Consider the following 11,825-nt stretch of genomic DNA (forward strand, 5'->3'; position numbering starts at 1 on the left):
TCAGGCGCTGAGCTTCTTGCGGCCCTGGGCGCGACGCTGCGCGATGACCTTGCGGCCGCCGACAGTCGCCATACGGGCGCGGAAGCCGTGCCGGCGTGCGCGGACGAGCTTGCTCGGTTGGTAAGTCCGTTTCATGGGTCGTCACCGCCAGGGGCGGCCCTCAATATCAAAACTGCGTCAATCGGATGAGCCCGCCAGACCGGATAGTCATGATGCAAGGGCCAGTCATGCCGATGCATCCGCGGAGGCGTGCTCTTATCGAGCCCGGCTTATACGGATTAGGCTTGGGCAAGTCAACGCGGGGTTCCGCATCTTTCCGGCCCTTTTTCGCGCCTCGACGAAGCCACCTCCGGGCCGCGACGGATCGTGCCGGGATGCTCCGTTTGACGGGGGTAGGGCCGCGGACGCATCATTGTGCAATCGATGGTAGGGGAAGAGCGCTTGGACGCAAAGGTGCCGGTAGAGGCCCAGATGGATGACGCGTCATCGGCCGGTGCGGCGACGCTGCCGGACCGCGTCGTGCTGTCCACGCGCCCTCGCGGGCCGGGGCTCACGGCCAAGCTGATCATCGTCACCATCCTGTTCGTCATGGCGACCGGCATTGCCGGATTCGTGCCGTCGCTCGCGGCTTTTCGCCTGCGTTTCCTCGAAGACCGGCTGGCGACCGCGCGCGCCGCGAGCGTCCTGCTCGATTCGTCGATCTGGAGCGATGTTCCCCGCACGGTGCAGGATGACCTTCTCTCCGCGGTGGGCGCCACGGCCGTTGTGCTGCGGACGGGCGGCGCTACGCGGCTGCTCGCCGCAGCGGACATGCCGCCCTCAGTCGACGAGACGGCGGATCTGCGCAGCAGCGACATGCTGGGTTCGATCGGTGCCGCCTTCCAGACGCTGACCGCCTGGACGCCGCGTACGCTGCGCGTCATCGGGCCAGCTCAGGATGGCGCCAGCCTCGAGCTCATCATCAGCGACCGCCCCCTCCGCGCGGCCATGCTGCATTTCGCCGGCAACATCCTGGCGCTCTCCGCACTCATCTCGATCATCGCGGCGATCCCGATCTATATCAGCCTGCAGCGCCTGTTCGTGCGGCCGATGCGCCGTCTCTCGCAGGCCATGGTGCGCTTCTCGCAGGACCCGGAGGACAAGAACGGGATCATCGTGCCGAGCGGCCGTTCCGACGAGATCGGCATCGCCGAGAACGAACTCGCCGCCATGCAGAGCCAGTTGAGCGAGACCTTGTCGCAGAAGCGGCATCTGGCCGATCTGGGGCTTGCCGTCTCCAAGGTCAATCACGACCTGCGCAACCTGCTCGCCTCGGCGCAGCTCTTCTCCGACCGTATCGCGGCGCTGCCGGACCCGACGGTGCAGCGCTTCGCGCCCAAGCTGATCGCGACGCTCGGCCGGGCGATCGATTATTGCCAGACCACGCTCGCCTATGGACGGGCGCGCGAGCGCGAGCCGCGCCGTCGCCTGGTGGCGCTGACGCGGGTCGCCCGTGACGTCTACGAGGTCCTCGGCCTCGACCAGAATGCGCGGATCCGATTCGAGAGTCGCGTTCCGCCCGGCTTCGAGGTCGATGCCGATCCCGACCAGCTCTTCCGCGTGCTGCTCAATCTCTGCCGCAACGCGATCCAGGCGATGGACGGCGAGGATGATCCCGCCGTCGTCCGCAGACTGTCGATCGAGGCCATGCGCCGTGGCACGGTCGCGGTCATCCGGGTGTGCGATACGGGCCCCGGCGTGCCCGAAAAGGCGCGCGTCAACCTGTTCCAGGCGTTTCAAGGCGGCGTGCGCCCCGGCGGCACGGGTCTCGGCCTCGCGATCGCGGCCGAGATCATCCGCGCCCATGGCGGCTCGATTGCCCTGGTCGACGAGGCGGGGCCGGGTGCTTCGTTCGAGATATCGGTTCCCGACCGCCCCGCCTCATTCGATCAGGCGATGCGCGCCCGCGGCCGTTGAGCGTCGGCCTCTCGCCTCCATCGGGCGAAATGGCGGATTTCCTCATGATCAAGCGCAAGCCGGCAAGGCTTTTCCCCAGGCTGTCGACGCCGCGAATTCGACGCTTGCAATCCGGGGGATGCTCGGCTAGCTATACGCCGCCGACGCCCAAGAGGGTGACGACAGCCGGTGGAGACCCAGTCTCAACCGACCAAAATCGGCAGGCGCCCGTAGCTCAGCTGGATAGAGCACCAGACTACGAATCTGGGGGTCAGGAGTTCGAATCTCTTCGGGCGCGCCATTCTCCGCCGATTATGCTCCACAGTGCGCCATACCCGCCACTCGGACGCATTTGCATTTGGTAGCGAACGACCTGCACGCCGAAACGGCGGCGTTTGACGGTGGAAATGTTCGAATCGCTCCCTGTCGAATGATTGCCCTTACGAAGATGTTGCATATGGGCTTTGTATGGCAGGTATCCGCCGATTTCGGACGTCAGAACCATTTTGGCAGACCTCCAGAAGCCAACGGTGCTAACGACACATCCGAGGACCAGCCAACTACTTGGGCATATGCGTTCCATCCCTTCTCGTCCATCGACTGACTAGGCTTGTGAGACTCCGATAAGCTGTGGTCGGTTTGGCGGCTCGATGCCCGTCAGCACCGACACACGCGCCCGTCTTTTGCACTTGGCTGACGGTGGCCCGCAGGACGCCGTCGCCGAGCACGATGTGACCGTCGGTGAAACGCTGGCGGCACCGGGCTCCAATGCAGTGAGACGCCATCGGATCGTTGTCGGCGGGCATCGGGATGGGTCGTTACAATAGGCCAGCCTTCGGGCGTGGTCCTCCCCATCTTGTTATCTGATGTCTCCGGTTCGGATGAAGAACGAGCAAGATCGGCACCTCGACAGCAGTCCCGGTGGCGCACGGCACTTAAACGATCGCTAAATCAAGCCTGGTCGTCGAGAGCTGGATCGAGCACCAGTGCCAGCACGCCCGCGTGACTCATTGCCGACCAACTCGATCAGCAACCGCTTCCAGTGCTCCATGTCAGAGCCCGGCCGCCGGCGAACGAAGCCGTACGGCACCCGGCAATACCCGACATCCATTGGAAACCAACGAAAGGAAGGCACGCCATGAACACCATCACCATGAACGACGGCACGAATCTGTTCTACAAGGATTGGGGGCCGAAAGACGCGCAGCCGATCGTGTTCCACCACGGCTGGCCGCTCAGCGCCGACGACTGGGACAACCAGATGCTGTTCTTCCTGTCCGAAGGCTATCGTGTGATCGCGTATGATCGGCGCGGCCATGGCCGGTCCGACCAGACCGACGCCGGCAACGACATGGACACCTATGCCGCAGACGTCGTTGAGATCGCCAAGACGCTCGATCTGCGCGACGCGGTCCATATCGGCCATTCGACGGGCGGCGGTGAAGTCACGCGTTATGCAGCGCGCGCCGAACGCGGCCGTGTGGCCAAGGCCATCCTGGTCGCAGCGATCCCGCCGGTGATGGCTCGGTCCGACGCCAACACGAACGGCGTGCCCTCGGAGGTCTTCGATGGGTTGCGCTCCGCCCTAGAGGCAAACCGCGCGCAATTCTACCGCGATCTGCCGAGCGGACCCTTCTATGGCTTCAACCGTGAAGGCGCGAAGGTCAGCCAGGGCCTGATCGACAGTTGGTGGCGCCAGGGCATGAGCGGCGGCGCCAAGGCGCATCATGACTGCATCAAAGTGTTTTCAGAGACCGACTTCACCGAGGATCTGAAGGCACTCACCGTTCCGGTGCTAATCATCCACGGCGAGGACGATCAGATCGTGCCCATCGAGAATTCGGCTCACAAGGCGATCAAGCTCGTTAGAGACGGCACACTGAAGACCTATCCCGGCCTTTCTCACGGTCTGTTCGCCACGCATCCCGACGTGGTGAATCCGGATATGCTGGCCTTCATCCGCGCCTGAGATCGCTTTGTCGGAGGCAAGCGGCGGCCGCGCCTTTCGCGACCGACGCAAGCGCGCCTCCGTGCCTGCCCTACTCGCCATGGAGGGCGCGAGGATACACTGCCGGATAGTCAAGAGTTTCACTGCGAGTTCGTTCGGCGCTCTTGGAAGCGTTGGCAAGCTGTGCTCGTTGCCGGAAGATAACGCATGGAAACCATGAATGTCGTCAGAGTCGCGATCGCCGGTTTCGGGAAGGTGGGTCGCGTCACGAGCAATCTACTCCTAGCCCGCCGCGCTCGTTACCGGGAGGTCCATGGAACCGACATTCGTCTTGTCGCCGTCTGCGGATCGCGATCTGGTCTGGTCGACGCCGCCGGTATCGAAGCCGGGCGCCTGGATGCTCTTGAGCCGGGCCTCTCGGGTCCGGCATTCATCGAGGCAAGCGGCGCCGACATTCTCATTGAGGCGGGCCCCAGCGATTTTCGAACCGGTGGCCCAGGCCTCTCCCCTCGCTTTCGGCGGGGCGTGACACGATCGTCATATCGAAGGGCGCGCTGGTCTACAGCGGGCCGGAACTGCGGGCTCTGGCGCGTTCTACGGGCGCGACGCTGAAGCTCAGCGGCGCCGCTGGTGCCGCACTGCCGACGATCGACCTTCTCGAGCACAGCCTGAAAGGCTGCGAGGTACTCGAAATTGAGGGCATTCTGAACGCGACCACCAATTATCTGCTCGACGCGATGATGAACCAGAACCTCGGCTTCGACGAAGCGCTGGAGCGCGCGCAGGCGGGCGGGTTCGCTGAAGCCGATACGCGCAACGATACCGAGGGCTGGGACACCGCCAGCAAGCTCCTGATTCTCGCCAATTTCGGCCTCGATGCAGGGCTGACAATGGACGACCTCGCCGTCGAGGGCATTCAGGCAGTTTCGGAGCATGATATCGAGACGTGGCAAAAGCATCGTCTCATGCCCAAGCTTGTGGGGAGTCTCATCCGGTCGGACGGCACGACGCGGGCGTCTGTCGGCGTCCGGACTTACCCGCCGACCGATCCGCTCGCGCACGTGTCCGGAAAGAACAAGGCGATCCGGATCACCACGGACGCGATGGGCGAGACGATCGCGATGGGATCCGGAACGGAACCGCTCGCCACGGCGGCGGCCGCGCTCAAAGATCTCGAACATATTCTGTTGACGCGAGCGGCGCGGGCCACGGGCGGTTCGAGAGGAGAGGAATGACGCTGAAGACCGTACAGGCTATTCGACACATAGGCTTCGAGGACCTCGGCAGCTTCGCGGACCCCTTAACAGCAGCCGGCTATGACATCGAATATATAGACGTGGCCGAGCGCGATCCGGCGACGGTCGATCCTCTCGGCGCCGATCTCCTCGTGGTTTTGGGCGGTCCGATCGGCGTCTACGATCACGATTCCTATCCGGTCCTCACCGGCGAGATGCGCCTGCTGCGCGCGCGGCTTGCGGCCGACCGGCCGACGCTCGGCATATGTCTCGGCGCGCAGCTGATGGCGGCAGCCCTCGGTGCGCGCGTCTATCCGGGGCCGGCCAAGGAGATAGGCTGGTCGGCACTTGATCTGTCGGATGCCGTGGCGGCAAACCCTCTCGCTGTGCTGCGCAACGTGGCCGTGCTTCACTGGCATGGCGACACGTTCGACCTGCCGAAGGGCGGCACGCTCCTCGCTTCAACCCCGCTCTGCATGAACCAGGCCTTCTCGCGTGGACCGAACGTGCTCGGCCTTCAGTTCCACCCGGAAGTCCAGGGTGCGCGGTTCGAGCACTGGCTGCTGGGCCACGCCAGTGAACTGGCCGCGGCAGGCATTGACCCCGGCACGCTGCGCCGCGATGCCGGGTGGCTTGCCAGCGCGCTCGAAGGGGCCGGCGCCATCCTTGTGGCCGGGTGGCTGTCGCGCCTGACGCTCTAGCTTCCAGGCGGTCACCTCAGCGCGATGAAACGCACCGGATCACGGACCGCCCGACGATAGTCGGACGGACTCATGCGTTGATGCTTGCTGAACACCCGGGCAAGGACCTGGTTTGATGAGTAGCCGACCTCCTGCGCAATCTCCGTGACCGGAAGGTCCGTCTGATCAAGAAGCTCACAGGCTTTTTCGATCCTCAGCCGCGTGAGGTAGACCCGCGGCGGCACGCCGACGCTCTGCTTGAACATGCGCGCGAAATGAAACGGCGACAGCCCCGCTTCGGCTGCCAGTTCGTCGAGGCTGACGTCTTCCGAAAGCCGCGCCCTCAGCAGTTCCAGGCAGCGCCTCTCTGCCCAGGGGGCGAGGCCGCCCTTGACCTGCCCGAATGGTGCCCCGCCCTCTCGGCAGAGTTCTGCCATGATCTCGCAGCCTGCGGCCCGTGCCAACAGACGAGACGGCGCCCCCTCGTCTTCAGAGAGCGTCCACAGCTTTCGGAGCGCTGAACGGATGGCCGGCGAGTTAAAAATTCGGCCATAGACACGAAAATTATCGACCGAGAACCCGGTGTCGCAGGCTTCGTCAAGCACGCCTTGCCACTGCGCCAAAGGAAACGCAAGGCTGCGAAGCAGATGGCTTTCGTCATTGATCACCGTGGTCGCGAAGTTCGGCGCCGCAAGGGCAAGGGTGCCTTTCCTGCTCGTCACATCGAAGCGACCTCCTCCCAGGTCTCCCCTGACACGACTGCAGCCAAGCATATCCTGCACCAGGACGATATCTGGCAGGGCCGGGCGGGACATGTCTCCGGCTGGCCGGTCTACCTCAAGAAGATCGACGATTCCGCCGCGAGACTTCATCGAGCGCACATAGCGCGCGTGTCGACCTTTGCGGTGCAACTGCGCGAAAGACGAATAGGCAGGCACGCTCATGCTGTGTCTCCTATCACTATCGCCGATCGGGACTAAACTGGCCGCCCGCCTCGCGCCTCGCGGATTGATCGGCGATTGATCAAAGCAAGCATTCTTCTTTCGGGTCGCACGCGAAAGGCACTGTTGCGATCCTCGCCCCGGCTACCCGCAACGATCCAGAAACAACCGATGAAGGTCGTTTCGACCCCTTCTCACTCCATGGTCGAAACGGTACCGTATCGACCATGGGGAATTTTTGAATGGAACGCAAGAGTATCGACCATCACGAAAGGCGGAAGCCGAGCGGCGCGGCCGTCATACGACCCGAACTGACGTCAGCGCTTTACAGGGCGCTTTTCGAGGAATGGGCGCAAACCGGCTACACGGGAATGAGTCTCGAGCGGGTAGCGGATCGGGCCGGCGCTGGGAAGGCCGCCATCTATCGGCGATGGCCGTCGAAACTGGAATTTGCGTGCGAAGCGATCCGAAGCGTCGAGGTCATGCGGTTGGGTTCCACCGACCGGGGGTCGCTGCAGGCGGATATTCGTGAATATCTTCGAGCTACGCGCGCGGTCTTGAGACATCCTCTGGTCCGCCGGATAATCCCCGATCTGGTTGCCGAACGTTTGCGGTCGACCGAATTGTCGGCAATGCTGGATGGCATTGCCGTGGCGCGGCGACAGTTCGGACATCGGCTGCTAGATCGCGCCATCGCCCGGAACGAATTGCGCGAGGACCTCGACAGGGAACTTGCGATCGATCTTCTCTTTGCCACCCTTTACTCGCGCATGATCGTCCGAGGGAAAGCTTTCAAGCAGGTCGATCTCGACAGGCTGGTCATCGCTCTGGATGCCGCCATCAAGACCTGTTGAGCCGTGACTTGGCGACAGATGATGCGCGAGGGGTTCGACGTGGCGTGGTGCACCGTCGAACGGCTGATGCAGGGTATGGGCTTGCCGGTGTGACCGGGTGTTCCATGCCCCGGCTCCGAACAGGCTGTGGCTGTCGGACTTCACCTATGTCAGCACCTGGGCGGGCTTCCTCTACGTCGCCACGCGACAAATGCTCCGCATTTGCGCTGACGTAATCGACGCCTATTCCCGCCGCATCGTCGGCTGGCGGGTGGGCGGGACGAGCATGCCAGCTTCGTGCTGGATGCGCTGGAGCAGGTCCTTCACGAGCGACAGCCCGCTCATCACGGCGGCCTGGTGCACCAGAGCGACTGCGGCTCGCAATAGGAGCATTCGCTAAACCGAACGGCTGGCTGAGGCCGGTATCGAGCCCTCCGTCGGCAGCGTCGGTGACGGCTATGACAACGCGCTCGCCGAGACGATCAACGGCCTCTGCAAGGCCGAGGTCATCCATCGTCGGGGGCGTTGGCGATCCTTCGAGGCCATCGAGTTCGCCGCGCTGACCTGGGTCGACTGGTTTGACAATCGCCGGCTGCCGGAGTCCATCGGCGACACCCCGCCGGCCGCAGCCAAGGAACGGCACTGCGCTCTGCCCGATGAATAGAAAACGGCAGCCTGACTCAAAGCAAATGGACTCCGCAAACCCGGGGCGATTCAAGCCGCAACCATGCTGCAGCCTTCAGTATCTGGCTCCATCGCCAAAATAACTTCGTCGAGCGCGTCTTCGGCAGGATCACGTAGGTGCGGGGCTTCGTCAGCCGCTACGACCGGCGCCCCGAGGACTTACTCGCGACCCTCGGGCTCGCATCTGTCCGAATCTGTATCAATGCGTCAGGAGCCTGCGGCCTGCCCCGGCCTTGGCTGAGCACGAGGCCTTGCTTCTTCGGGGTCGAACATCGCGATCCCGCTACCGGCTGCCGTGGCAGTCACCTCGTTCTGCAGGACGTCCCAGTGCTCGGCCAGCTTGCCGTCCTCGACCCGGAAGATGTCGATCGCGATCTGCGGTTCATCCGCCCAGCCGCGGATGCGGCCGTGGATCGCGACGAGATCGCCATCCGCAATGATCAGGCCAGGCTCGTAGTGGACATGCTCCGGCAGCCCTTCAACGATCGTCCGCAACGCGTCACGGCCCTGGGGAATGCTGGGATTGTGCTGGATGTAATCCAGAGCGTAAAGCCGATCCACGGCCGACGCGTCATGACGCTGGAACAGCGAAGTCATTGCTTCGAGAACCAGCGCCTTGTTGCGATGAGGACGATCATCGGAGGTCCGATGAGTAGGTCTCGTGATCGCCATTGTCCCCGTCATTCGCAAGAACTGGCCGTTGGGCAGCGTCGCGAACGAGAAGACGAGACTGCGATCGTAGTCCTGAATGTTCGTGACCGTCGCGCCGCTCTGTTCTTGCCAGCTCACAGCGAAAACGCTGTTGCCGAGGGGCACGACTTCGATATCGACAGTTTCGATCCGGGCGAATGGCCCCTCCTTGATCTCGAACCGCATTTTTTCGAGGGACAGCAGCGTCAGGCTGACCTCGAAGTTCGGATAGGAGACATCCATCTCCAGTCCCAAAGGAAAATCGTTCTTGGTCATTTCCAGCAGTTCCTTCAATATGCCAGAGGGCCCGGGCGGGGTAGCAGCCGGCGCGACCTCCGCTCAGCGCGTTGTCCGTTCAGATGCCGGTTGATCGACGAAGACGTGCAGGGTTCGAATGAGGCCGCCTTCGACATGTGCGACATCGGTGCCCGTAACTGCGACGGGCTCTCCGAGTGGGCCCGCCTGCCACTGCAAACGGCCAACGCCGTTGTGGCCCGATGCCGGCCTTACCGCGGTGAATACGAAATCCGGAGGTAGATGCTCCAGAACGTCTGCTACCGCCTGCGAGATCGCTTCATGTCCTCGCGCCGAACGCTGAGGTTCGTGAAGCTCCGCGTCTTCATCGTAGATTCTCCGGATCGCCGCAATGCGCCGCGTGAAGTCACGTTCGCCAAACACCAGATCGAGGTTGGCCTGCATAAGTTTCTCGAAATCCATCCGTACCTCCTTTGCGGCAGCTTCGAGCAGCGCCATGGATGACGAAGCGACGCTTGTCCAACGTGTCCTCGGGGCTCTCCTCGCAACCGGGACTCAAATCAGCCCGCCGGGCTCGGCACCGGTGTGTTGAGCAACTGCTGCTCCCACAGATAGGCGATGCCACTGCCCGCAGCATGCTGGATGAGCACCTCGGTGAGCGGACCGGCGGTCTTTGCCCGCGCCCAGTCGCGCTGCCATTCCGCCGCCAGCGCCATCCAGGTGATCATGTTCACGCCAGCCGCGATCATGCGCTGGATGGCGATCTCATGCGCCTCTGTCGAAACGGCGCCGGACGCATCGGTGACGACTGTTACGTCCCAGCCTTCGCCGGCCGCCTGGATTGCCGGCATCGCGACACAGACCTCGGTCCACAGGCCAGCCAGGACCAGTTGCTTGCGACCTGTCGCCTTGACCACGTCGACAACATTTGGATCCTCCCAGGTGTTGATCAGCGTCCGGTCGATGATCTCTTGGCCGGGAAACACGTTGGTGATCTGCGGGAAGATATGACCGCCGCGATCCGCGACGACGCTGGTCAGGATGGTGGGCACGCCGAATACCTTCGCAGCCTTCGCCAGCGCCGCCGAGTTGTTGACCACGGTATGCGGATCGTGGCTGTTCAGGTTCGCGAGCTGGTAGGGCTGATGGTCTATAAGGACCAGCACGGAATCTGCGGGGCGAAGAAGCGAAGCAAGACCGTTGCGAACAGCCATTCTAATCTCCTGAGTCTTGTGGGAAGCAGCTCATCGGCTGCTGGTAATTAACGATTCCGTTCGCGCTTTGCGGTGCAGGACATGCCGCTCTGGTGCCGTTCTTGCTGCCTTTCCGGCTCGTCGTAACGCGGAGGCTTGAGTTCGCTCGGTTTGTCGGAAAAGCTGCGGCCGAATTTCGACGGATCTGGCGCCAGGAATGCGCCATGGCCAGACGGTGCGGCGAGCGCAGCAAGCGACATCTCCATTGGCGACACTGTCGTGCCTGCTCCTGCCAAGCTTTGTTGCGAAACGCGGAGCGCCGAAGGGACATCGCGGACGTGCGGCGTTCGTGGAATTGCCGGTGCCGGAGGGCATTTCGACCGCGGGCTACGACGATCTCTCGTCAGGATCAGGTGATCCGGAAACAAAGGGATGATGCATATGAGCTGGAACCCTTCAATTGAACCGGGCTGTCCGGACGAGGTCGGGATCGATGCGATCGAGACCCTGATCGTCCCGCGCTCGCGCGATATTGGCGGTTTCGAGGTACGGCGCGCGCTGCCCGCGCCGAAGCGGCAGATGGTCGGGCCGTTCATCTTCTTCGATCAGGCCGGGCCCGCAGAGTTGCTGACCGGACAGGGCGTCGACGTCCGGCCGCATCCGCATATCGGCCTCGGCACAGTTACCTACCTGTTCAAAGGCGACTTCCATCACCGTGACAGCACCGGCGCCGATCAGATCATCAGCCCCGGCGCGCTGAACTGGATGGTCGCGGGGCGCGGCGTCACGCATTCGGAGCGCACATCCGCGATGGCGAGGAGCGGTCCGAACAGCCTTTTCGGGATCCAGACCTGGCTGGCCCTGCCGGACAGCTATGAGGACGTAGCGCCCAGTTTCGAGCATCATGGCAAGGAAACGCTGCCCGTGATTGAGGACCGCGGTGTCACCGTTCGGCTCATTCTCGGAAACGCCTATGGAAAGGCTGCGCGCGCGACGATGCTCTCCGAGACATTCTACGCCGATGTGAAGCTTGAACCGGGAAGCCGATTGCCGATGCCGGACAACCACGAAGACCGCGGCATCTACATCGTCGAAGGATCGATCTCGGTTGCCGGACAGGACTTCGAGGCTTCGCAGATGATGGTGTTTCGACCGGGCGACCGCATCACAGTGGCCGCCGGAGACCAGGGCGCGCGGCTGATGATCCTCGGCGGTGCGACCTTCAACAGACCACGCTACATCTGGTGGAACTTCGTCGCCTCCTCAAAGGAGCGCATCGAGCTCGCCAAGGCCGAATGGCGCGCCGCGAACTGGGGCAAGGGACGCTTCGATCTGCCTGTCGACGACCGGAATGAGCACATTTCCCTTCCGGATTGACCGGATAGGGCCTGAAGTCGGACGAACGCGAAGCTCAACGGCATGTGCCACAAG

Annotated in this window: 11 protein-coding genes, 1 tRNA gene and 1 pseudogene; 8 read left to right on the forward strand and 5 right to left on the reverse strand. The window is 63.2% G+C overall.

The features are described 5' to 3' along the window. Positions 1-135, reverse strand: a complete 135-nt coding sequence (gene rpmH / locus QO014_RS16710) for a 50S ribosomal protein L34 (RefSeq protein ID WP_266349846.1) — start codon at positions 133-135, stop codon at positions 1-3. Positions 136-441: 306 nt separating this feature from the next. Between rpmH and QO014_RS16715 the strand changes: the two genes are divergently transcribed. The 5 genes from QO014_RS16715 to QO014_RS16735 all read left to right on the forward strand — a co-directional run bounded on the left by QO014_RS16715 (position 442) and on the right by QO014_RS16735 (position 5,819). Next, on the forward strand, positions 442-1,956 hold the full coding sequence (locus QO014_RS16715) for a sensor histidine kinase (RefSeq protein WP_266349847.1): 1,515 nt from the start codon (positions 442-444) through the stop codon (positions 1,954-1,956). A gap of 203 nt (positions 1,957-2,159) precedes the next feature. Further along, positions 2,160-2,236 (forward strand) — tRNA-Arg (locus QO014_RS16720). Between the two features lie 837 nt (positions 2,237-3,073). Next, the gene (locus tag QO014_RS16725) at positions 3,074-3,904 is read left to right on the forward strand and encodes an alpha/beta fold hydrolase (RefSeq protein WP_266349848.1); all 831 of its coding nucleotides are present in this window, start codon (positions 3,074-3,076) and stop codon (positions 3,902-3,904) included. A gap of 680 nt (positions 3,905-4,584) precedes the next feature. Beyond that, the gene (locus QO014_RS16730; protein ID WP_266349945.1) at positions 4,585-5,118 is read left to right on the forward strand and encodes a hypothetical protein; all 534 of its coding nucleotides are present in this window, start codon (positions 4,585-4,587) and stop codon (positions 5,116-5,118) included. Beyond that, the gene (locus QO014_RS16735) at positions 5,115-5,819 is read left to right on the forward strand and encodes a glutamine amidotransferase (protein ID WP_266349849.1); all 705 of its coding nucleotides are present in this window, start codon (positions 5,115-5,117) and stop codon (positions 5,817-5,819) included. The genes QO014_RS16730 and QO014_RS16735 overlap by 4 nt, the downstream gene beginning before the upstream one ends. A gap of 11 nt (positions 5,820-5,830) precedes the next feature. On the opposite strand, the gene QO014_RS16740 is transcribed toward QO014_RS16735, so the two are convergent. Beyond that, positions 5,831-6,742: a helix-turn-helix domain-containing protein gene (locus QO014_RS16740; protein ID WP_266349850.1), complete on the reverse strand. Its 912-nt coding sequence runs from the start codon at positions 6,740-6,742 to the stop codon at positions 5,831-5,833. Positions 6,743-6,981: 239 nt separating this feature from the next. Between QO014_RS16740 and QO014_RS16745 the strand changes: the two genes are divergently transcribed. Then, entirely contained in the window at positions 6,982-7,593 is a 612-nt protein-coding gene (locus QO014_RS16745; protein ID WP_266349851.1) for a TetR/AcrR family transcriptional regulator, read from the forward strand. 9 nt (positions 7,594-7,602) lie between these two features. After that, positions 7,603-8,236, forward strand: a pseudogene (locus QO014_RS16750) (DDE-type integrase/transposase/recombinase); the annotation flags it as partial. Positions 8,237-8,463: 227 nt separating this feature from the next. On the opposite strand, the gene QO014_RS16755 reads toward QO014_RS16750, so the two are convergent. From QO014_RS16755 to QO014_RS16765, 3 genes are all read right to left on the reverse strand, one after another. Next, complete coding sequence (locus QO014_RS16755) at positions 8,464-9,222, reverse strand: nuclear transport factor 2 family protein (RefSeq protein WP_266349852.1); 759 nt, start codon at positions 9,220-9,222, stop codon at positions 8,464-8,466. 63 nt (positions 9,223-9,285) lie between these two features. After that, on the reverse strand, positions 9,286-9,663 hold the full coding sequence (locus tag QO014_RS16760; protein ID WP_266349853.1) for a nuclear transport factor 2 family protein: 378 nt from the start codon (positions 9,661-9,663) through the stop codon (positions 9,286-9,288). Between the two features lie 98 nt (positions 9,664-9,761). Continuing rightward, positions 9,762-10,415 (reverse strand): hydrolase, encoded by a 654-nt coding sequence (locus tag QO014_RS16765; protein ID WP_266349854.1) that lies wholly within the window; start codon positions 10,413-10,415, stop codon positions 9,762-9,764. A 420-nt stretch (positions 10,416-10,835) separates the two neighbouring features. Here QO014_RS16765 and QO014_RS16770 point away from each other — a divergent pair, with 420 nt between their 5' ends. Beyond that, positions 10,836-11,771 (forward strand): pirin family protein, encoded by a 936-nt coding sequence (locus QO014_RS16770; RefSeq protein WP_266349855.1) that lies wholly within the window; start codon positions 10,836-10,838, stop codon positions 11,769-11,771. Positions 11,772-11,825 lie beyond the last annotated feature (54 nt).

It is taken from the genome of Kaistia dalseonensis (genome assembly GCF_030814715.1).
GTDB lineage: Bacteria > Pseudomonadota > Alphaproteobacteria > Rhizobiales > Kaistiaceae > Kaistia > Kaistia dalseonensis.

Coding starts and splice junctions, on each gene's coding strand:
- rpmH (WP_266349846.1), bottom strand. CDS start 135: ATGAAACGGACTTACCAACCGAGCAAGCTCGTCCGCGCACGCCGGCAC.
- QO014_RS16725 (WP_266349848.1), top strand. CDS start 3,074: ATGAACACCATCACCATGAACGACGGCACGAATCTGTTCTACAAGGAT.
- QO014_RS16735 (WP_266349849.1), top strand. CDS start 5,115: ATGACGCTGAAGACCGTACAGGCTATTCGACACATAGGCTTCGAGGAC.
- QO014_RS16740 (WP_266349850.1), bottom strand. CDS start 6,742: ATGAGCGTGCCTGCCTATTCGTCTTTCGCGCAGTTGCACCGCAAAGGT.
- QO014_RS16745 (WP_266349851.1), top strand. CDS start 6,982: ATGGAACGCAAGAGTATCGACCATCACGAAAGGCGGAAGCCGAGCGGC.
- QO014_RS16755 (WP_266349852.1), bottom strand. CDS start 9,222: ATGACCAAGAACGATTTTCCTTTGGGACTGGAGATGGATGTCTCCTAT.
- QO014_RS16760 (WP_266349853.1), bottom strand. CDS start 9,663: ATGGATTTCGAGAAACTTATGCAGGCCAACCTCGATCTGGTGTTTGGC.
- QO014_RS16765 (WP_266349854.1), bottom strand. CDS start 10,415: ATGGCTGTTCGCAACGGTCTTGCTTCGCTTCTTCGCCCCGCAGATTCC.
- QO014_RS16770 (WP_266349855.1), top strand. CDS start 10,836: ATGAGCTGGAACCCTTCAATTGAACCGGGCTGTCCGGACGAGGTCGGG.